General features: G+C 57.7%; 22 protein-coding genes and 1 tRNA gene. 20 read left to right on the top strand and 3 right to left on the bottom strand.

Annotated features, from left to right (window positions below):
* The first annotated feature begins 419 nt into the window (after positions 1-419).
* The 3 genes from hcp to GST84_04065 are packed head-to-tail and all read left to right on the top strand — an operon-like array spanning position 420 to position 2,251.
* Positions 420-908 (top strand): type VI secretion system tube protein Hcp, encoded by a 489-nt coding sequence (gene hcp / locus GST84_04075; GenBank protein ID XGB11572.1) that lies wholly within the window; start codon positions 420-422, stop codon positions 906-908.
* A 9-nt stretch (positions 909-917) separates the two neighbouring features.
* Positions 918-1,895, top strand: a complete 978-nt coding sequence (locus GST84_04070; GenBank protein XGB11571.1) for a hypothetical protein — start codon at positions 918-920, stop codon at positions 1,893-1,895.
* Entirely contained in the window at positions 1,892-2,251 is a 360-nt protein-coding gene (locus tag GST84_04065) for a hypothetical protein (protein ID XGB11570.1), read from the top strand. The genes GST84_04070 and GST84_04065 overlap by 4 nt, the downstream gene beginning before the upstream one ends.
* A gap of 701 nt (positions 2,252-2,952) precedes the next feature.
* Here the strand turns inward: GST84_04065 and GST84_04060 are convergent.
* On the bottom strand, positions 2,953-4,224 hold the full coding sequence (locus GST84_04060) for an IS4-like element ISPa1635 family transposase (GenBank protein XGB11569.1): 1,272 nt from the start codon (positions 4,222-4,224) through the stop codon (positions 2,953-2,955).
* A 253-nt stretch (positions 4,225-4,477) separates the two neighbouring features.
* On the opposite strand from GST84_04060, the gene GST84_04055 reads away from it, so the two are divergent.
* The 13 genes from GST84_04055 to GST84_03995 all read left to right on the top strand — a co-directional run bounded on the left by GST84_04055 (position 4,478) and on the right by GST84_03995 (position 15,889).
* On the top strand, positions 4,478-6,199 hold the full coding sequence (locus GST84_04055) for a tetratricopeptide repeat protein (GenBank protein XGB11568.1): 1,722 nt from the start codon (positions 4,478-4,480) through the stop codon (positions 6,197-6,199).
* A gap of 4 nt (positions 6,200-6,203) precedes the next feature.
* Entirely contained in the window at positions 6,204-6,821 is a 618-nt protein-coding gene (gene lolB, locus GST84_04050) for a lipoprotein localization protein LolB (GenBank protein ID XGB11567.1), read from the top strand.
* A 4-nt stretch (positions 6,822-6,825) separates the two neighbouring features.
* On the top strand, positions 6,826-7,686 hold the full coding sequence (gene ispE / locus GST84_04045) for a 4-(cytidine 5'-diphospho)-2-C-methyl-D-erythritol kinase (GenBank protein ID XGB11566.1): 861 nt from the start codon (positions 6,826-6,828) through the stop codon (positions 7,684-7,686).
* Positions 7,687-7,706: 20 nt separating this feature from the next.
* Positions 7,707-7,781 (top strand) — tRNA-Gln (locus GST84_04040).
* A 48-nt stretch (positions 7,782-7,829) separates the two neighbouring features.
* On the top strand, positions 7,830-8,771 hold the full coding sequence (gene prs, locus GST84_04035) for a ribose-phosphate diphosphokinase (protein ID XGB11565.1): 942 nt from the start codon (positions 7,830-7,832) through the stop codon (positions 8,769-8,771).
* Positions 8,772-8,889: 118 nt separating this feature from the next.
* Positions 8,890-9,483 carry a 50S ribosomal protein L25/general stress protein Ctc gene (locus GST84_04030; protein ID XGB11564.1) on the top strand — a complete coding sequence of 198 codons (594 nt, stop codon included), beginning with the start codon at positions 8,890-8,892 and terminating at the stop codon, positions 9,481-9,483.
* A 79-nt stretch (positions 9,484-9,562) separates the two neighbouring features.
* Positions 9,563-10,147, top strand: a complete 585-nt coding sequence (locus tag GST84_04025) for an aminoacyl-tRNA hydrolase (protein XGB11563.1) — start codon at positions 9,563-9,565, stop codon at positions 10,145-10,147.
* Positions 10,148-10,171: 24 nt separating this feature from the next.
* Complete coding sequence (gene ychF, locus GST84_04020; GenBank protein XGB11562.1) at positions 10,172-11,272, top strand: redox-regulated ATPase YchF; 1,101 nt, start codon at positions 10,172-10,174, stop codon at positions 11,270-11,272.
* Between the two features lie 188 nt (positions 11,273-11,460).
* Positions 11,461-12,729, top strand: coding sequence for a tyrosine-type recombinase/integrase (locus GST84_04015; GenBank protein XGB11561.1), 1,269 nt, complete (start codon positions 11,461-11,463; stop codon positions 12,727-12,729).
* 258 nt (positions 12,730-12,987) lie between these two features.
* Positions 12,988-13,971 carry an alkaline phosphatase gene (locus tag GST84_04010; protein ID XGB11560.1) on the top strand — a complete coding sequence of 328 codons (984 nt, stop codon included), beginning with the start codon at positions 12,988-12,990 and terminating at the stop codon, positions 13,969-13,971.
* Positions 13,972-14,062: 91 nt separating this feature from the next.
* Positions 14,063-14,959 carry a hypothetical protein gene (locus GST84_04005; GenBank protein ID XGB11559.1) on the top strand — a complete coding sequence of 299 codons (897 nt, stop codon included), beginning with the start codon at positions 14,063-14,065 and terminating at the stop codon, positions 14,957-14,959.
* 41 nt (positions 14,960-15,000) lie between these two features.
* Positions 15,001-15,498 carry a DNA repair protein RadC gene (gene radC / locus GST84_04000; GenBank protein XGB11558.1) on the top strand — a complete coding sequence of 166 codons (498 nt, stop codon included), beginning with the start codon at positions 15,001-15,003 and terminating at the stop codon, positions 15,496-15,498.
* Between the two features lie 73 nt (positions 15,499-15,571).
* The gene (locus GST84_03995; GenBank protein XGB11557.1) at positions 15,572-15,889 is read left to right on the top strand and encodes a hypothetical protein; all 318 of its coding nucleotides are present in this window, start codon (positions 15,572-15,574) and stop codon (positions 15,887-15,889) included.
* 11 nt (positions 15,890-15,900) lie between these two features.
* On the opposite strand, the gene GST84_03990 is transcribed toward GST84_03995, so the two are convergent.
* A complete protein-coding gene (locus GST84_03990; protein XGB11556.1) occupies positions 15,901-16,248 on the bottom strand; it encodes a helix-turn-helix domain-containing protein in 348 nt (115 codons plus the stop codon).
* A 146-nt stretch (positions 16,249-16,394) separates the two neighbouring features.
* Here GST84_03990 and GST84_03985 point away from each other — a divergent pair, with 146 nt between their 5' ends.
* The 4 genes from GST84_03985 (at position 16,395) to GST84_03970 (ending at position 18,618) form a co-directional block, all read left to right on the top strand.
* Entirely contained in the window at positions 16,395-16,739 is a 345-nt protein-coding gene (locus GST84_03985; protein XGB15703.1) for a hypothetical protein, read from the top strand.
* A 68-nt stretch (positions 16,740-16,807) separates the two neighbouring features.
* Entirely contained in the window at positions 16,808-17,185 is a 378-nt protein-coding gene (locus tag GST84_03980) for a hypothetical protein (GenBank protein ID XGB11555.1), read from the top strand.
* A gap of 54 nt (positions 17,186-17,239) precedes the next feature.
* Entirely contained in the window at positions 17,240-18,220 is a 981-nt protein-coding gene (locus GST84_03975) for an IS5-like element ISPpu18 family transposase (GenBank protein ID XGB11554.1), read from the top strand.
* A 149-nt stretch (positions 18,221-18,369) separates the two neighbouring features.
* The gene (locus GST84_03970; GenBank protein XGB11553.1) at positions 18,370-18,618 is read left to right on the top strand and encodes a hypothetical protein; all 249 of its coding nucleotides are present in this window, start codon (positions 18,370-18,372) and stop codon (positions 18,616-18,618) included.
* 143 nt (positions 18,619-18,761) lie between these two features.
* Here GST84_03970 and GST84_03965 read toward each other — a convergent pair whose 3' ends face one another.
* Positions 18,762-18,953 carry a 2-hydroxymuconate tautomerase gene (locus tag GST84_03965; GenBank protein XGB11552.1) on the bottom strand — a complete coding sequence of 64 codons (192 nt, stop codon included), beginning with the start codon at positions 18,951-18,953 and terminating at the stop codon, positions 18,762-18,764.
* Between the last annotated feature and the right edge of the window lie 31 nt (positions 18,954-18,984).

The raw sequence follows: 18,984 nt of genomic DNA, 5'->3' as shown, positions 1-18,984 counted from the left end.
CTCCCTCCGCAATCCCTGCGCTCGGCCTCCTGAAGTCGCAATCTGCGTCGCCTGAACTATCGCGCACTTAGAAGCAAGAGCAAGAGCAAGAGCAAGAGCAAGAGCAAGAGCAAGAGCAAGAGCAAGTTGGAAAAACCGTAATGCATGGTTCATTCAAGAAAGGCACGCTCGATAGCCTGCTGGTCGCGAAATTGGCCGGCCAGTTTGAATATCGCCCAGGCCAACTAAGCCGACCAAAGCGAGAAAACTCCTAAATATTTCCAGAGGACTTATCCACAAGCTTGTAGCCCATTTCCCAAATATATGCCCAGCTGTTGCCCTCCCCCCTTTCCGCGCCTAGCCTTGCCAATCACTGACGGGGCAAGTCCCGTCGTCACATCAATATTCCGTACCCACATCCTTGCCAAGGAGCGGTAAACATGGCTTTTGACGCGTATTTGCAAATCAGCGATATCCCAGGCGAAGCCTTGGACGAAAAGTACAGCAAGTGGATTGAAGTGACCGGTTATGACTTCGGTGTAAGCCAAAGCACCTCCGCCACCGCAAGCTCCGCCGGCGGCGCCAGCTCTGGCCGCACCGCAGCCAGCAACTTCACCTTCACCAAGTTTCTCGACAGCGCCAGTTGCAAACTGATGGAGGCCAGTTGTGCAGGCCAGCATTTCAAGGAAGTGAAACTCGCGCTGTGCCGCGCGGGCGGCGACAAGCTCAAGTATTACGAAATCATTCTCGAAGAAGTGATCATCGCCGACTACACCCAGAGCGCCGCCGATGGCGTGCCGATCGAGGTGGTTCAGCTCGACTACGGCCGAATCAAGACCACCTATACCCAGCAAAAACGCACCGACGGCTCCGGCGGCGGCAACATTGCTGGCGGGTGGGACCGGATCGGTAACAAGAAGTACGCATGAGGGGTCGCCATGTCTGAAGCCCGTGCGTTCATCAACCCCAGGATGCAAAACTACCACACGCTCAAGGCCAGTCTCGCGCTGACCCGGCACTCGGCCAGCAAGTTTGACATCCTCAATTCGCACATTTTCAACAGCGTGGTCAGAGGCGGCGAACTGGTGATCGTCGGTGACTGGTCCACGCCTTCCTGCACCAGTCAGGAGGCGTATCTGATGTCGAAAGCTGCCGTGACCCATATGGGGCTGATGCGCAGCGGGCAAGGTGCCGATGAGTTTTTTCTGGAGAATTTCGAACTGTTGAAGAGCTTGCTCGCCCACGCGTCAATGGGTGCAGGCGTGGTTAGCGATGGCTTGAGCAAGCATCTGAAAGCAATTGAGGGCACATTGCTGGAAATCGAGAAATTGCACAGGGAGCATCTGGGCTCAGGGACGCTCAATGCCCGCGACCAGTTTTATGCCAAGCGTGCGGCACTGTTCTCGAAACTTGACGAACAGTTGGGCCAGCTGGCGGGGTTCGGCGCTGGATTGCGCAACAAGGGATCGATCAAGAGGACACTGGCCATTTCTACGAAAAGCTATTTGCACACGGGTGAAATTGCGGGGTATGCGGATAAGGTTGCCGGGGTGGGCAAGGCTGCCAACCTGATCAAAAAAGGAACCTATATTGGCATAGCGCTTGACGTAGCAGCGACGGGGCTAGAGATTCGCCAGGCTTGTATTCTGGGCAGAGAAAGCGAATGCCAGCGAGCTGCATATGTAAACTCTGCATCATTAGCTGGAGGTCTGGCTGGTAGCGCTGTAGGCGGTTACCTAGGAGGGAGTATTGTTGCACCCGCAGTATGTGCGGCACTAGGAGTAGGGACTGCCGGACTAGGGGCACTCACCTGCGCGGTCATCGGTGGCGCTGCCGGGGCGAAGTTAGCCGGTGATTTCGCAGGAGAAAAAGGCGAGGTATTAGGTGACTTCTTGTATCACGAGCTCTCAAAATGACTAACATAGAGCCAGGACTGATCGCACTGATCCTGATTACAGCAATGCTAATTGCCGCTAGCGCGCAAATTATTATTTCACACAAATACACCGAGCATTTTGAATCTTTCCTGCCCACCTCTCGCCTCGTATCTGACAACATCAAAAATTACCAGCACGCCGGACTCTTGGGCAAAACAATAAGAACCGGTCAGATTGCAACACTGTTGGCCCTACCCAAAATCTTCATTTACAGGGGTTACGCTGATATTGAGGAAATAAAAAATTTCCCCCTCCGCGAAAAGCGCATTTTGTTAACCCTATGGGTTATTCACATCACCTTGTTCATTGCACTGATGCTGTCGCATTATCTATGACTTCATGCCGATACGACTTGCCCCGAATCGAAACCTGACAGTCTCTAGGAGTGGTGTTCGCCATTCTTATCACTGCAATCTTCGTATCCATGTCGATAACCCTATATTTACCCCATCGCCTGACTGAACACATTGAATCAATGCGACCCAATTGCAAGTTAATCAGCGAGAACAGAAAAACAATACTGAACTTGGCTTTACCGGGAAAGCTCTTCGATTCGGAACAATATCTTTAATGCCAACTTTCCCGAAAGCCTATGCACGCAAAGGCTTAATAGGCATCAAAGAAGCAAACCAATTACCAAGCCACACGAAGAAATTACTCAGCAGACTCGTCATTGTGTGCATAGCGCTTTTTCTCGCACTGTTACTCTTTAGGGCATTCCTATATGTTGCCGATCATTAACCCTTTGAAGGCAGCGCCAAACCTCAAGCACAAGCCCCAGCGAACCTCTCCCCCAATGTCATCAACCTAAGCTGCAGCCCTGCCCAAGGCAAGCCCCCCGAAGCAGCCAGCCGCCATGGCCGTCGGGCGATGACCAGGCCTCTGCCGCTCAATCAGGCGGTCTAACTGGGCTGGCGGTGATGTGATCATCGTCTGTTCCGGCTGTCTAGGCGAGATTTCTCGTTCTCCGGACGAGCCTATGCCGACCGCTTGTGGCCAGCTTTTTTTTGCACGGAGGTTGGGCGGTGGTGTTTCTTCAGCGCGTCGGTTTGTAGCCCTCACAACCTCGGCTGGCTGCGCGTTTGCGTTGGCGCGCAAAGCTACGGCCTGAGCGTACGGCACTGAGGCTTTTAGCCATCAAGGCCAGCACATTGCTCAGCCCCTGAGCACAGTGCCGCACCAGCAGCTCGACCAGGGTATTTTTGAGCCGTGACACGCCTTGGGTGAAGTTGACTTTCCATCGCAGCTTGCGACCTTTGTGGCGCTGTTCGATGACCGGCTGTAGCAGGTGCTGCATCAACAGCGCCAGGTTCTTCAACAGTTGAGCGGCATGAAAGTCCTGCTTTACAGCAGTCACGCTGCGGCCGCTGAAGTTGTCCAGCGTCAGGGTTTGTTTGAGGCGACGGAAGTCGGTTTCGATGCCCCAGCGGCGGTGGTAAAGCTCGGCAAACACCTCAGCGGGAAAGGCTTCTCGATCCAGCAACGAGGTCAGCAATACCTCGCTTTCGCCGTTGGCCAACTCGACCCGGATCAGTCTCAGCTCGATCTGGCTGGCAGGATCAACGCCAGCCTCGGAGCAGAACAGACGTGCTTCAGGATGGTTGGCCACGAAAAGCTGTGTGTCTTCAACTTGGCCAGAGTATAGAAACGCTTTGACCTGGGCGTTATAGCCACAGGGCAGGCGCATCAGAAAGTGCCGCTGTTGCTGCGCGAACAGCGCGAATAACCAGTGCCCAGGGTAACCACGGTCAAACAGCGTCAGGCTGTCAGCCGGCAGGTGCTCAAGGTGCAGATGGGCACAGTCGCGCTCGCCGACGGTCAGGGGCACGATCAGGCTATGCAGGGTTTGACCGTCAGCGACTTCGTAGAGTGTGGACAAGCGAGCCATGGGAAAGCCAGAGTGACTGCCAAAGAAGGTCGCCATGGTCGACTCCAGGGGTAAATGCACGGTCGAGCCATCCACCGCGAGCACCCTCAGCCCACGCCACTTCTGACGCAGCCCGAAGCAGTCAATTTGTTGCTGCAGGAGGTGATTGAGACTTTCAAATACCTCGGGGTTGAGCTTTTTGCGCGCTTTGCAGAAGGCCTGCGCAGTGACCATTTGCGTCTCAGTCGACGCCTGATTGAGTACGCGATAGAACTGATCGAGTTCGGTTTGCAGGGCCGTGCGCGGCTGATTGAGCAGGAACAGGACGAGGTTCTTGAAGGTGAGCTGGCGTCGGCGGGTAAAGTCTTGAGGATTCTGGCGGTGGGCGGCGATGAAGGCGGGACAATCGAGCGGACTGGTTATTTTTTGTACAATTTTCAAACCAGGGCTTGGCTGGCGGTGTCAAGCGATGCGGTATAGGTAGTCAAAAGGGCTTCTCCCATGCACTGATTTGAGCGCTAATTATATGATATTTATGGATAATTTCCAAAGTTGATGACATTGACCTCTCCCCCACCCCGCTGTCCCACTCTGCACCACCCAGCCTGTAAACCACGACCTTCGCAGGTGGGTTTGCCTCCGCGCTTGTGTCATCATGCTCCGACCGCCGGTGAGTCCTCCTATAAGCCTTTCTATGAACAAACCATACGCATTGCTGCTTGCCTTCGCCCTGCTACAGGGCTGCCAAAGCCTGGCCCCGCAAAAGGCCGAGCCTCCCGTCGCCGAAGCTGGCAAGGGCGAGGCGGAAAAGCCCGTGGTGTATGGTTCGTTCAAGCAGGACACACTCTATAGCCTGTTGGTGGCAGAGCTGGCCGGCCAGCGCAACCGTTTCGACATCGCCCTGGCCAACTACACCGATCAGGCGGCAAAAACCCAGGATCCTGGGGTTTCCGAGCGTGCCTACCGCATTGCCGAGTACCTCGGCGCCGACGAGCCGTCACTGGAGAACGCGCTGGTCTGGGCGCGCAACGACCCGCAGAACCTCGACGCACAGCGCGCCGCCGCCATCCAGCTGGCCCGCGCCGGTCGCTATGACGAGTCCATGACCTACATGGAAAAGGTACTGCAGGGCAAGGGCGACACCCACTTCGACTTCCTCGCCCTGTCTGCAGCCGAAACCGACCAGAGCACCCGCGACGGCCTGCTACATAGTTTCGAACGCTTGCTGGTGAAATACCCCGACAACGGCCAGCTGATATTCGGCAAGGCCTTGTTGCTGAACCAGGACGGCAAGACAGAAGAAGCCCTGGAACTGCTCGAGTCGCACCCAGCACAAAACGGCGAGGTCGCTCCGATCCTGCTGCGTGCCCGGCTGCTGCAGGCCCTGGACCGTGGTCCGGAAGCCCTGCCACTGCTGCGTGGGGCAATTCGCGACAACCCGGACGACAAACGCCTGCGCCTGACCTACGCTCGCACCCTGGTCGAACAGGACCGTATCGCCGATGCCAAAGGCGAATTCATCAGTCTGGTCCAGCAATACCCCGATGATGACGAACTGCGCTACTCGCTGGCGCTGGTGTGCCTTGAGAACAAAGACTGGGATGAAGCCGAAGGCTACTTGCAGGAGTTGGTCGAGCGAGACAGCAACGTCGACGCTGCGCACCTGAACCTGGGCCGCATCCAAGAGGAGCGCCACGACCCTGCTGGCGCTCTGCGTGAATACGCCCTGGTCGGCCCAGGCCCAGACTACCTGCCGGCACAGCTGCGCCAGGCCGACATCCTGATCGCCAACGGCCGCAGCAGTGATGCCTCGCGCCTCCTCGCCGAAGCACGCGAAGCCCAGCCAGACTACGCCATCCAGCTATTCCTGATCGAATCGGAAAGCTATAGCAACAACAACAAGGACGCCCAGGCCAACCAGGTGCTGCAGCAAGCCATCCAGCGCTACCCGGACGACCTCAACCTGCTTTACACCCGCGCCATGCTGGCCGAGAAGCGCAACGATCTGACGCAGATGGAAAAAGACCTGCGCGCCATCATCGCCCGCGAGCCAGAAAACGCCATGGCCCTGAACGCCCTGGGCTACACCCTGGCCGACCGTACCACCCGCTATGCCGAAGCCAAGGCGCTGATCGACAAGGCCCACCAACTGACCCCCGATGACCCGGCAGTGCTCGACAGCCTGGGTTGGGTCAACTATCGCCTGGGCAACCTCGACGTAGCTGAAACCTACCTGCGCCAGGCCTTTGCCAACTTCCCCGACCACGAAGTGGCCGCCCACCTGGGCGAAGTGCTGTGGGCCAACGGCAAGCGCCGCGAAGCTCGTCATGTATGGGCCAAGGGCTTCGAAGCCCAGGCCGACAGCCCTATCCTGCGCAAGACCCTTTTACGCCTGACCGGATCCGAGACTCTTTAACGCCATGTTCCTGCGCCATTGCATCACCTTTACCTTGATCGCCCTGCTGGCCGGCTGTGCCGGCTTCGGTAGCCGAGAGGCCCTGCAGGGCCACGGCGACCCGCAACAGTGGCGCGTCCATAAAGAGCAACTGAGCAACCTTGATGGCTGGCAGATCAGCGGCAAGGTCGGCATCCGTGCCCCGCGCGACTCTGGCAGCGGCACGCTGTTCTGGCTGCAACGCCAGGACTACTATGATATTCGCCTGGCCGGCCCACTGGGCCGTGGCGCCGCACGCCTGACCGGCCGCCCGGGTGGCGTCGTGCTGGAGGTGGCCAACCAGGGCCGCTACGAAGCTGCCAGCCCTGAAGCGCTGCTGGAAGAGCAACTGGGCTGGCAACTGCCGGTGTCGCACCTTGTCTGGTGGGTTCGCGGCCTGCCCGCTCCCGACAGCAAGAGCAAGCTGACCCTGGACGGCGACAGCCGCCTGGCCAGCCTGGACCAGGATGGCTGGCAGGTGCAGTACCTGAGCTACACCGAACAGAACGGCTACTGGTTGCCCGAGCGCCTGAAGCTGCACGGCAAGGACCTGGACGTAACCCTGGTGGTCAAGGACTGGCAGCCACGCCAGCTGGGGCACTGATCCCATGCACAAGCTCACCCTGCCCGCCCCGGCCAAGCTCAACCTGTGGCTGCACATCATCGGCCGCCGCGCGGACGGTTACCACGAGCTGGAAACGGTGTTCCAGTTTCTCGACCACGGCGACGAACTGAGCTTCGCCCTGCGTGACGATGGCGTGATCCACTTGCACACCGAGATCGAGGCAGTCCCCCACGACAGCAACCTGATCGTGCGGGCCGCGCGTATGTTGCAGGCACAATCGGGCACCACCCTCGGCGCCGACATCTGGCTGACCAAGGTGCTGCCCATGGGTGGTGGCATCGGCGGCGGCAGCTCGGACGCCGCGACCACCCTGCTGGCGCTCGCCCACCTGTGGCAACTGGACTGGGACGAAGACCGCCTGGCCGCACTGGGTCTGCGCCTGGGCGCCGATGTGCCGGTGTTCGTACGCGGCCATGCGGCGTTCGCGCAAGGTGTAGGGGAGCAACTGACTCCGGTCGACCCGATCGAACCTTGGTATGTCGTGCTGGTGCCGCAAGTGTCTGTCAGCACAGTAGAAATTTTTTCACATCCGCAGTTGACACGTGATTCACTCCCCCTTAAGATGCGCCCCGTTCCCGAGGGAAACAGTCGAAATGACTGCCAACCGGTGGTAGAGCAGAATTACCCTGAAGTTCGCAATGCGTTGAATTTACTGGGAAAGTTCACTGAGGCTCGACTAACCGGCACTGGAAGTTGTGTGTTTGGGGCCTTCCCAAGCAAAGCCGAAGCTGATAAAGTTCTGGCCCTTCTTTCAGCGACCCAAACAGGGTTTGTGGCGAAAGGAAGCAATATTTCGATGTTGCATCGCAAGCTGCAAAGTCTGGTCAAGAAGTCGAGCGCATGAGCGTTCGCAGCAACAGATACAGGGGCGTCGCCAAGCGGTAAGGCAGCAGGTTTTGATCCTGCCATGCGTTGGTTCGAATCCAGCCGCCCCTGCCATTTTCCTTATACTCATCCAGGTATACCCTCAGCCTTCAGGTACTGCGCGTGTCCAAGATGATGGTCTTTACGGGGAACGCTAACCCCGATCTGGCTCGGCGTGTCGTACGTCAGCTGCATATCCCTCTCGGTGACGTCTCTGTCGGTAAATTCTCCGACGGCGAGATCAGTACTGAGATCAATGAAAATGTTCGCGGTAAAGACGTTTTCATTATTCAGCCGACCTGCGCTCCGACCAACGATAACCTGATGGAACTGGTAGTGATGGCCGACGCCTTCCGCCGCTCCTCAGCATCCCGAATCACCGCCGTGATTCCTTACTTCGGATATGCCCGCCAGGACCGCCGTCCGCGTTCGGCACGTGTAGCCATCAGCGCCAAAGTTGTTGCTGACATGCTCACTGTCGTAGGTATCGACCGTGTACTCACCGTCGACCTGCACGCTGACCAGATCCAAGGCTTCTTCGATATCCCCGTCGACAACATCTACGGCTCGCCCGTACTGGTTGACGACATCGAAGACCAGCGTTTCGAGAACCTGATGATCGTCTCCCCGGACATCGGTGGTGTCGTGCGCGCACGCGCTGTCGCCAAGTCCCTGGGCGTCGATCTGGGTATCATCGACAAACGCCGCGAAAAGGCTAACCACTCCGAGGTTATGCACATCATCGGCGACGTCGAAGGGCGCACCTGCATCCTGGTAGACGACATGGTCGACACCGCCGGCACCCTGTGCCACGCGGCCAAAGCCCTGAAAGAGCACGGCGCTGCCAAGGTTTACGCCTACTGCACGCACCCTGTTTTGTCGGGCCGCGCGATCGAGAACATCGAGAAGTCGGTACTGGACGAGCTGGTGGTGACCAACACCGTTCCGCTGTCCGCCGCTGCTCAAGCCTGTGACCGTATCCGTCAGCTGGATATCGCACCGGTTGTCGCTGAAGCGGTACGCCGCATCAGCAACGAAGAATCGATCAGCGCGATGTTCCGCTAAGCGGGACACGTGTTGATATGAAGCGCCCCGCCCCAACCTGTGTTGGGGCGGGGCTTTTTTGCCATCCCCGTTGGCGCTGGTCGCAAACGCCCTCGGGGGGCTATTTTGGAGAAACAAAATGACTGATTTTATTCTGAACGCCCAAGCGCGTACTGACCTGGGGAAAGGTGCGAGCCGCCGCCTGCGTCACTCGCTGAGCATCCCAGCCGTTGTTTACGGTGGTGGTAAAGAAGCTCAATCCCTGACCATCCTGGCCAAGGAAATCACCAAGCTGTTCGAAAACGAAGCTGCCTTCAGCCACGTTATCGAGCTGAACGTTGACGGTGTTAAGCAGAACGTCATCATCAAGGCCATGCAGCGCCACCCAGCCAAGCAGTTCATCATGCACGCTGACTTCGTCCGCGTCGTTGCTGGCCAGAAACTGACCGCCAAGGTTCCGGTTCACTTCATCAACGAAGAAGCCCCGGCCAAGAAAGGCGGCGAGATCTCCCACGTTGAGTCCGAGATCGAAGTTTCCTGCGAAGCCAAAGACCTGCCTGAGTTCATCGAAGTTGACCTGGCCAACGCCGAAATCGGCACCATCATCCACCTGTCGGACCTGAAAGCTCCGAAAGGCGTAGAGTTCGTCGCTCTGGCCCACGGTGATGACAAAGCTGTTGCCAACGTTCACGCTCCACGCGTTGCTCCAGAAGCAGAAGGCGCTGCCGAGTAATCCACTCGCACGCCGGCGTTGATCGGGTTACAGTGCCGCGCGCACTGTAACCCACCAACTCCAAGGAAGAGCCCCTGACGTGACCGCCATCCAGTTGATCGTCGGCCTGGGTAACCCCGGCCCCGAATACGAACAGACCCGGCATAACGCAGGGGCTCTTTTCGTTGAACGCATTGCCAGCGCCCAGCGTGTTTCGCTGACCGCTGACAAAAAGTATTTCGGCCTGACGGCTAAATTCAGCCATCAGGGCAACGACGTTCGTTTGTTGATTCCCACCACCTACATGAACCGCAGCGGCCAGTCCGTAGCGGCCTTGGCCAATTTCTTCCGCATCAAGCCGGAAGCGATACTGGTGGCACACGACGAACTCGATCTGCCCCCGGGCGTTGCCAAGCTCAAGCGCGGCGGCGGCCATGGTGGGCACAACGGCCTGCGCGACATCATCGCGCAGCTCGGCAACCAGAACGACTTCCACCGCCTGCGGCTTGGCATCGGCCACCCGGGTGACGCCAAACTGGTATCCAACTTCGTCCTGGGCCGCGCGCCGCGCGCCGAGCAGGAGAAGCTCGACGCCAGCATCGATTTTGCCCTCGGCGTGCTGCCGGACGTGCTCGCCGGCGATTTCGCCAAGGCGATGCGCGAGCTGCACAGCCAGAAGGCCTGATTTCCTTTAGAGAGGGGAATACCCATGGGTTTCAATTGCGGCATCGTCGGCCTGCCCAACGTCGGCAAGTCCACCCTGTTCAACGCCCTGACCAAGTCTGGCATCGCGGCGGAGAATTTCCCTTTCTGCACCATCGAGCCAAACAGCGGCATCGTACCTATGCCCGACGCTCGCCTGGCTGCGCTGGCTGAGATCGTCAAGCCAAACCGCATCCTGCCGACCACCATGGAATTCGTCGACATCGCCGGCCTGGTTGCCGGTGCCTCGAAGGGCGAAGGCCTGGGCAACAAGTTCCTCGCCAACATCCGCGAGACCGACGCCATTGCCCACGTGGTGCGCTGCTTCGAAGACGAGAACGTGATCCACGTTTCCAACAGCGTCGACCCCAAGCGTGACATCGAGATCATCGACCTCGAACTGATCTTCGCCGACCTCGACAGCTGCGAAAAGCAACTGCAGAAGGTAGCCCGCAACGCCAAGGGCGGCGACAAGGAAGCCTTGGCGCAGAAGGCCATTCTGGAAAAGCTGATCCCGCACTTTACCGAAGGCAAGCCAGCGCGCAGCCTGATGAAGCACATGGCTGACGATGAAAAAGCCGTCATCCGTGGCTTCCACCTGCTGACCAGCAAGCCGGTGATGTACATCGCCAACGTGGCCGAAGACGGCTTCGACAACAACCCGCACCTGGACGTGGTCAAGGCCATTGCCGAGGAAGAAGGCGCGGTAGTGGTGCCGGTGTGCAACAAGATCGAAGCAGAAATCGCCGAGCTGGAAGACGGTGAAGAGAAGGACATGTTCCTGGAGGCCCTGGGCCTGGAAGAGCCTGGCCTGAACCGCGTGATCCGCGCCGGTTACGAACTGCTGAACCTGCAGACCTACTTCACTGCCGGCGTGCAGGAAGTACGTGCCTGGACCGTACGCGTCGGTGCCACTGCCCCGCAGGCAGCCGGCGTCATCCACACCGACTTCGAAAAAGGCTTCATCCGCGCTGAAGTGGTGGCCTATGACGACTTCATCCAGTTCAAGGGTGAAGCCGGTGCCAAGGAAGCCGGTAAGTGGCGTCTGGAAGGCAAGGATTACATCGTCAAAGACGGCGACGTGATGCACTTCCGCTTCAACGTCTAAATAGAAATTTAGATTCTATTGGACGTCATAGGACACCAAACCCCTTAAAGAACGCCACTTTAAGGGGTTTTTCTTTTCCAGCAAGATCTATCAAGACTCTATACGATCCGCGATGTTACCGGGTACGCTACCGGGTACAGCTCTGATAGCATCATAAAAATACCGGGTACAGATAGAGAGATGTAGCCATGCCGCTTACCGACACCGAGTGCCGTACTGCTAAGCCAAAGGAAAAGCCCTACAAACTAACAGACGGAAATGGGCTCTATCTGGAGGTGAAGCCCAACGGAGTAAAGGCGTGGCGCTATCGATTCGAACTGAGCGACGGCAGCGCTAGGAAAGAAAGTGTGTTCGCCATCGGGGAATATGTGGTTGCCCCCAAGGGCGAAACGCCCGAGCAGTCCGAGGAGCGCCGAAGAGGACGTCGTTTTACCCTTTCAGAAGCCCGTGATGAGCGCATAAAGGCGCGATCATTGGTTGTACAAGGCATCAACCCCGTGCACCACCGCCAACAAGAGCGGGTGAAACGCGAGCATGAGAGAACAATCACGTTTGAAGCGGTCGCTAAAGAGTGGCTGTCGCTGAAGGAATGGGAGGAGATCACCAAATCTAGACGACTCAATATGCTGAAACGCGTCGTCTTTCCGAAAATCGGAAATCTGCCGATAAAAGCCATCACCCCCGCCCACATCCTTGAAGTGCTCAAAGGAGCAGCACAGGACAATGGCCCATCTGTAGCTGCCGAAGCCAAACGAACCATGTCCGGCGTATTCGAGCTGGCAATCTCAACGCTACGTGCCAACAGTGATCCCGTACACCCAGTCCGAAAAGCACTGCCTGCCAATAAGACACAACACAAACGACCACTCTCTACGGATGAAATTGGCCAGCTACTGCGAGATGTCGAATCCCACGGCGGACGCCATGAAACCTTCTGCGCTTTCCGACTCATGTGGCTAACTTTGTGCCGACCAAGTGAAGCGGTGGAGGCTCAATGGTCTGAATTCGACCTAGACAAGGCCCTATGGCGCATCCCTGCCGAACGAATGAAAAAGCGAAAGGAGCACACTATCCCACTCCCAAGGCAGGCGGTGGAGATGCTGCAGGCTCTTCAAGGTATCACCGGCAAATACAGCCATGTGTTCCCACACCGAGACGAGCGCACTCGCCCGATGGTCTCAGCCTCATTCCGCCAGATGCTCAACACACTAGGCTGGGGTGGTAAGTACAGTCCACATGCCACGCGGACGACAGGAAGCACCAGACTTAATGAAATGGGTTTCTCCGCAGACTGGATCGAGAGACAGCTCGCACATACTGAGCAGAACGCAGTCAGACGCACCTACAACCATGCCGAGTATCTGAATGACCGGGCCGAGATGATGCAGCAATGGGCAGACATGCTGGACTCTTGGAAGACAAACAACACCACATCAGTAAACGCAACCGCCCGCTGACAGCGTGGTGGAGCGAGTACATCCAAGAAGCATCTACTGGCAACCTGTCGGTCTCAGCCGCCAGTGACAACCAGGACAGAAAAGACGTCTCGATACGCTAACGCCCAATAACCCAGTTTGTTTCAAGATTGGCGCCACGGTCGCCGCCCAGAACACTTGCATATAGTCCCACCTGACCTACTCCCCAACTTTCATTCCCCATGACGCCCGTTCAGCGCTGAGCTGACCGGGCGTTTTTGTATCTGCAAGGTAAACACCATGAAAGCACGCTCTATTAACAGCGCCCAGAAGCACCGCCCCGCTCTGCGCCTGGTCAGCACCAAGGAACTACCGCGCAGGGACTGGCTGGCCGTTCGGAAGCGAGGTATCGGCAGTTCGGATGCCGCCGCTGCGGTCGGCCTGAATCCCTACAAATCACAACTGGAACTCTGGCTGGAGAAAACCGGACGCGATGCCGGGCTGCCAAAAACCGATCCCCAAGACGAGGAAAGCCCTGCCTATTGGGGCAACGTGCTGGAGCCCATCGTGGCCTGGCATTACAGCAAGCGTACAGGCAACGCCGTGCTGCAGCATCCAGATCCGGAGTTGCCTTGGATGCTCGCCAACATCGACCGCGAGGTAATCGGTACCGAAGATGTCCAGATACTGGAGTGCAAAACGGCCGGCATAAACGGGGCTCGTCTTTGGAAGGAAGGAGTCCCTGAGTATGTGGTTTTGCAAGTGATGCACCAGCTCGCAGTCACCGGCAAACAGGCGGCAGATGTGGCAGTACTGCTCGGCGGCCAGACGCTGGAGATCCATCGCATCGAGCGGGACGAGCAGATGATTGCCCGCCTGATCGAGCTGGAACGCCAGTTCTGGCAGCACGTGGAAACCGACACACCCCCGCCGGCCGATGGCACCGCTTCCGCCGAATCGGCCCTGCGCTGCCTCTACCCGGAAGACAACAGCCTGGTCGCCGACTTCAGCAACCATGCCGGACTGACCGCTGCCTTCATCGAGCTCAAGGCCGTTCGCCAGTCGATTGCCAACATGGAGAAGCGCGAGGCCGAGCTCAAGCAGATGCTGCAGCAGGCCATGGGCAGTGCCAGCCGGGCAGATTTCTCCAGCGGCTACGTCAGCTGGTGCAAGGCCAAGGACAGCATCGGTCTCGATGTCGCTCAACTACTCCAGGACAAACCCTACCTGCAGGCCAAGTATCCGCTGCTGAAACCCGGTGCGCGGCGTTTCCTGGTCGGCTGATTTCCGTCTCCATCAACTCTTCCCTCCCCTTGGCCAGTCTATGCAGTTCGCACTGCGTGGCTGGCCTTTTTTCATTTTCAGGAGAACCACCATGCTCAAAGGTCTCGCACTCACCCCGCCGGTGCTCGGACGCATCTCCATCGGCAAGGTCGTCGAGAAGAACGGCAAGCGCCTGCCGGAAAAGGATGACCAATTCACCATCACATCTCAGGTGCAGGGCAAAGACGGCTGGTTACTCCACCCGCTCAATGACGAACTGCGCCAGGGCAAAGACGACAAGCTGCGCAGCATCCCAGTGCGCTTGTTGTTCAACGAACCTGAGCTGAATTTCCGCGCTGATTACACCTTATTCGATCGACAAACCGGGCGACCGGTGTGTGTCGGTAACGGCGAGGCCTGCAAACGCATCGGCAAGGATGGCGTTCAATCGCTGCCCTGCCCTTCGCCCGATGCCTGCCCACTGGCCAAGGGCAACGCCTGCAAGCCCTACGGACGGATGAACGTGGTGATCGGCGACGAGGATGCCCTGGGCAGCTTCGTGTTTCGCACCACGGGCTTCAACAGCATCCGCACGCTGATAGCCCGGCTGCAGTACTTCCGGGCCATTTCAGGTGATCGTCTGGCCTGCCTGCCACTGGAGCTGCGTTTACGTGGCAAATCCACCCGGCAGAGCCATGGCACGCCGATCTTCTACGTCGATCTGACACTGCGCAGCGGTATGGCCGTGGAGCAAGCGTTGCTCACTGCGCGTGAATTGGATGAGGCGCGTCAGGCGGCGGGCTTTGATCAAGCCGCGTTGGATGCCACCGCACGAATCGGTCTGGGCAACGGCATCTTCGAGGACGACGGCGAGGACAGCAGCGCCATTGCTGAAGAGTTCTTTCCGGACGGTCAGCCCGCCGCGTCGAAACCCGACAGCACCGTTCACACCCAGTCACTCGCCGAGAAGCTCGAAGCCCAATCCCAACAGCTCGAACCGTCAGCCTAACCAAGGGCAGGCCGAATCGGCTCGCCATCCGGAGACACACCATGAAATTTCACAAGCTCAAGGCCGGTGAAGTCGCCGGCAGTTACCTGGTGGATTCACCCGTCAGCGAAACCGACATCCTGCGTATGGCCCAGCAGTTGGCCACTCACCGACTCAGTAAGGGCCGCGCACTGACTGATCCACACAAAGTCAGGGAGCACCTGCAGGTGTTGCTGCAGGATCTGCCACACGAAGTCTTCGCGGTGTTGTTGCTCGACAGCAAACACCGCGTGATCAGTTTCGAGGAGCTGTTTCGCGGCACCCTTGATGCGGCCAGCGTGTATCCGCGCGAAGTGGTCAAGACCGTGCTCGCTCAAAACGCCGCTGCGGTGATCCTAGTGCACAACCACCCTTCCGGTGATCCCTCTCCCAGTCAGACAGATCTGCGTCTAACGCAGACACTGAAGAACGCCTTGGCCATGGTCGGCACCACAACACTGGATCATTTCATCGTCGGCCACGAGGGAATCACTTCTCTCGCTGAACTAGGCCATCTGTAGCGACGCACCGCTGCGCCGTTCTCACCCTATCCCTTTCCGATAACGGGACGGCTTGCCGTCTCAGGAGCGACCTATGTCCACACGTTGCTTGATCTGCGATTCGCCCGCCGTCGTTTCGGCTGATGCAGTCAAAGCAGTTGTCTTGCTCATCAGCACACTGCACGGTTTTCTGCGAGCCGCGCGCCAACTTCAACCTGCAGATGCCTCTTCAGGCGATACGACCAGTATGGAAAACGTATTCACCCTGCTCGCCAATGGCGTGAAAGCGTCAGAACAGAAATGGACTGAAAACCAGACCTTTCTGAAAGACGTGCAACACTTTCAGTTCAGGCAGTACGGCTGCTTGTGTCTACGCTGCGGCGCACTGTTCGATGAAAATGCCGAAGCCTGAAACCAGCGCGCTCAACCCTTGCCGAGCCGCTGGCTCAAACGCTCGACCAGTTCAAGGACGAGCTGGCGATCATCAGCACTCAGTTGATTGAGCATCTGGCTGATACGCACTGCCTGGTCCTCGGAACGCGTGCTTGTCTGCGTCAACAGATCCGCTGCTTCACAAGCAAAAATCTCCGCGAATTGCATCAGTCGCTCGATGTTGGGCATCACCACACCACGTTCGATGCGTGATACCGCCTCGCTACCAATCCCCAACTGCTCAGCGACTTGCTCCTGGCTCAGCCCAGCACGTATTCGCTGCTTGGCAATCGCCTTACCTACCAGTTGAGTCAGGTTCGTTTGTTCAGATGTAGGCATGAAACCTCCAGGTCAACCTGAATGGTCGAGTGCCATCCTCTTGACATGAAGGTCTTCAAAGGTTGTTATCCACCCTTAAAGGTAGAAATCCATCCAATAAAGTGGTTCCTACTTCAGCAGCCACACGCATGCAGAGTATCGAAGCTATGACACAGCTGACGTTCGACGACCTGGCCACCGCCAAACTTCCTCAACTCATCAGCAGCAAGGGGTCCTTCGAGGTCGTAGGCCTCGGCGGCAAGTTGCTCGAAGCCGTTCGCCTGGTAGAAAACAAGATTGAGGTCACGGGGATGACCTGTCGTGTCTACACGGTAGGCCGCGTTGGCTTAGCAGCTAGCAGCTTCGCAGGCGGTGTCACAGGCGCTCTTGGCCTGCTGTCAGCCACCGGGATCGCGATGCACAACCTCATGACATTCAATCCAGATTACGAAATCGAAAAGTACCCGACCTTCAACAGAATCGTCGTTCGCTACAAGAAAAAGAAGAAGTAACCGCCAATACGGAAAATCACCTCATGCCCACACCTGGGCAACGACCACCACACGAAAGGACTTCGATCATGATCATGACCGGAAAGACCGCCCTGTATCTCGGCGCTGCTGCTGCGCTCTCAACTACCGCTGCTGTTGGCTACTTTGCTATGGGCCAAGACGGCCAAGGCCTTTATGTAGAAGGAGAAAATGTCTATGTCTGCCCGACGGTGCTCGACAAGAATCGTTTCTTCGATTGCCGCATAGCTGGTGAACGCACTCCGCGGTTCAAGCAGCTACCGTTTATTGATACTGAAACCGGTGAACGCTTCCTGAAAACAGTCCATGCCTACTTCCCTGTGAACTGTGGCCAGTATGGCTGCGCTGTCCTCAACAACTGGGATGGCTTCAAGCAAGGGACGCTGGTCGGGCAAGGCGTCTACGGAAGGTACCTAAGGAAGGTCTGAAAAAGACTTCCTGAATCTGGTGAAATACGCCGATCCCGCCAGCCGAGTTTTTCCATGAAGCAGATGACCTTCGCCGACGCCGAGTACGCCGGCAAGCGCAAGCAGACCCGTAAGGAATTGTTCCTGATCGAGATGGATCAGGTGGTGCCGTGGAAGGGATTGATTGCCCTGATCGAGCCACACTACCCAAAGGGTGAAGGTGGTCGTCCAGCCTATCCGCTGATGGCCATGTTACGTATCCATCTGATGCAGAACTGGTTCGGCTACAGCGACCCGGCCATGGAAGAAGCGCTCTACGAGACGACCATCCTGCGTCAGTTCGCCGGGCTGAGCCTCGAGCGTATTCCCGACGAAACCACCATCCTCAAGTTCCGTCGCTTGCTGGAGAAACATGAGCTGGCAGCCGGCATCCTCGGCGTAATCAATGGCTACCTGGGGGATCGCGGCCTGTCGCTGCGCCAGGGCACTATCGTCGATGCCACACTGATCCACGCGCCCAGCTCGACCAAGAACCAGGACGGCAAGCGCGACCCGGAAATGCACCAGAGCAAGAAAGGGAACCAGTATTACTTTGGCATGAAGGCGCACATCGGCGTGGATGATGAGTCGGGGCTGGTACACAGCGTGGTAGGCACGGCAGCCAACGTGGCGGATATCACCCAGGTCGAAAAACTGCTGCACGGTGACGAGAACGTCGTCTGCGCCGATGCCGGCTACACCGGCGTCGAAAAGCGCCCCGAACATGCTGGCCGCGAAGTGATCTGGCAGGTCGCAGCACGCCGCAGCACCTACAAGAAGCTCGATAAACGCAGCGCCCTGTACAAAGCCAAGCGCAAGATCGAGAAGGCCAAGGCACAAGTGCGAGCGAAGGTCGAGCACCCGTTTCGAGTGATCAAGCGCCAGTTCGGTTACGTGAAGGTGCGCTTCCGTGGCCTGGCCAAGAACACCGCTCAGCTGGTGACGCTGTTCGCGCTGTCGAACCTATGGATGGCGCGCCGACATTTGCTGACTACCGCAGGAAAGGTGCACCTGTAATGCGGAAAATGGCTGCTGCGAGGTGCTCGCGGCGGCCAAAAACGGAGAACTGAGCGGGTTACCTGGTCGAATTTGATCGACGGCCCGCTTTCAAAAGCAGCGAGGGCTGAAGTCGACCGGAAATACAGGGCTACTTCAGACCTTCCCTAATGGACTCAGGTTGGTACCTGGATTTCGACAGTAGCGGAAAAACCACGGCTTACCGCAGCGATGTAGGCCCTCAGCAAGGCCATGCTCTCTATACAAAGAGCAGCTCCAACCATGTGTCAGGCTATGGCACCGAGGCTTGCTTTGATGCCATGGTCACGGAAATCCAAGAGGAAAACCCAAATTTCCCGATCAGCTTCGACATGATGAATGAGATGCGGGCCGAGTGCGGCCTGCATGTCGAGGACTAAACTAAATATAACGCTTCATCTAAAAAGTGCCTCCTGCCACAGAGGGGCACTTTGCGTTTGAGCGGCGAAAGAGAGCAGTAGCTCTTTCTGCCTATCAACCCGCTCTGGGATTCAAATCAAACTCTTTAACGAACACTCTCATACTAGCGCCTGACCTTGCTTGCCGGCTCGCCACCAATGCCGAAGTGATTCTTCGGCATTTCGGTAATGAGCACACGCACCCGCTCGAGGGGTGCATCCAGCGAGTTCGCCATGGCTTCGCTGACTTGGCGGATCAAGGTTTCCTTCTGCTCGTCGGTACGACCTTCGATGATGTAAAGCTGAGCAATCGGCATTGCAGTACTCCTAGTCGACAATGGCCGGCGC

Origin of the sequence: Pseudomonas putida, from assembly GCA_041879295.1 — a bacterium.
Classification (GTDB): Bacteria; Pseudomonadota; Gammaproteobacteria; order Pseudomonadales; family Pseudomonadaceae; genus Aquipseudomonas; species Aquipseudomonas putida_Y.
This window is presented reverse-complemented; position numbering and strand designations above follow the sequence as displayed.

What these genes read in the sequence shown, in the direction of transcription:
- ispE (XGB11566.1), top strand. Translation starts at nt 6,826, where the DNA reads ATGCACAAGCTCACCCTGCCCGCCCCGGCCAAGCTCAACCTGTGGCTG.
- GST84_03965 (XGB11552.1), bottom strand. Translation starts at nt 18,953, where the DNA reads ATGCCGATTGCTCAGCTTTACATCATCGAAGGTCGTACCGACGAGCAG.
- GST84_04055 (XGB11568.1), top strand. Translation starts at nt 4,478, where the DNA reads ATGAACAAACCATACGCATTGCTGCTTGCCTTCGCCCTGCTACAGGGC.
- GST84_04015 (XGB11561.1), top strand. Translation starts at nt 11,461, where the DNA reads ATGCCGCTTACCGACACCGAGTGCCGTACTGCTAAGCCAAAGGAAAAG.
- GST84_03980 (XGB11555.1), top strand. Translation starts at nt 16,808, where the DNA reads ATGATCATGACCGGAAAGACCGCCCTGTATCTCGGCGCTGCTGCTGCG.
- GST84_04030 (XGB11564.1), top strand. Translation starts at nt 8,890, where the DNA reads ATGACTGATTTTATTCTGAACGCCCAAGCGCGTACTGACCTGGGGAAA.
- GST84_03995 (XGB11557.1), top strand. Translation starts at nt 15,572, where the DNA reads ATGTCCACACGTTGCTTGATCTGCGATTCGCCCGCCGTCGTTTCGGCT.
- lolB (XGB11567.1), top strand. Translation starts at nt 6,204, where the DNA reads ATGTTCCTGCGCCATTGCATCACCTTTACCTTGATCGCCCTGCTGGCC.
- GST84_03970 (XGB11553.1), top strand. Translation starts at nt 18,370, where the DNA reads ATGGACTCAGGTTGGTACCTGGATTTCGACAGTAGCGGAAAAACCACG.
- GST84_03985 (XGB15703.1), top strand. Translation starts at nt 16,395, where the DNA reads ATGACACAGCTGACGTTCGACGACCTGGCCACCGCCAAACTTCCTCAA.
- GST84_04065 (XGB11570.1), top strand. Translation starts at nt 1,892, where the DNA reads ATGACTAACATAGAGCCAGGACTGATCGCACTGATCCTGATTACAGCA.
- GST84_04070 (XGB11571.1), top strand. Translation starts at nt 918, where the DNA reads ATGTCTGAAGCCCGTGCGTTCATCAACCCCAGGATGCAAAACTACCAC.
- hcp (XGB11572.1), top strand. Translation starts at nt 420, where the DNA reads ATGGCTTTTGACGCGTATTTGCAAATCAGCGATATCCCAGGCGAAGCC.
- ychF (XGB11562.1), top strand. Translation starts at nt 10,172, where the DNA reads ATGGGTTTCAATTGCGGCATCGTCGGCCTGCCCAACGTCGGCAAGTCC.
- GST84_03975 (XGB11554.1), top strand. Translation starts at nt 17,240, where the DNA reads ATGAAGCAGATGACCTTCGCCGACGCCGAGTACGCCGGCAAGCGCAAG.
- GST84_04005 (XGB11559.1), top strand. Translation starts at nt 14,063, where the DNA reads ATGCTCAAAGGTCTCGCACTCACCCCGCCGGTGCTCGGACGCATCTCC.
- GST84_03990 (XGB11556.1), bottom strand. Translation starts at nt 16,248, where the DNA reads ATGCCTACATCTGAACAAACGAACCTGACTCAACTGGTAGGTAAGGCG.
- radC (XGB11558.1), top strand. Translation starts at nt 15,001, where the DNA reads ATGAAATTTCACAAGCTCAAGGCCGGTGAAGTCGCCGGCAGTTACCTG.
- GST84_04010 (XGB11560.1), top strand. Translation starts at nt 12,988, where the DNA reads ATGAAAGCACGCTCTATTAACAGCGCCCAGAAGCACCGCCCCGCTCTG.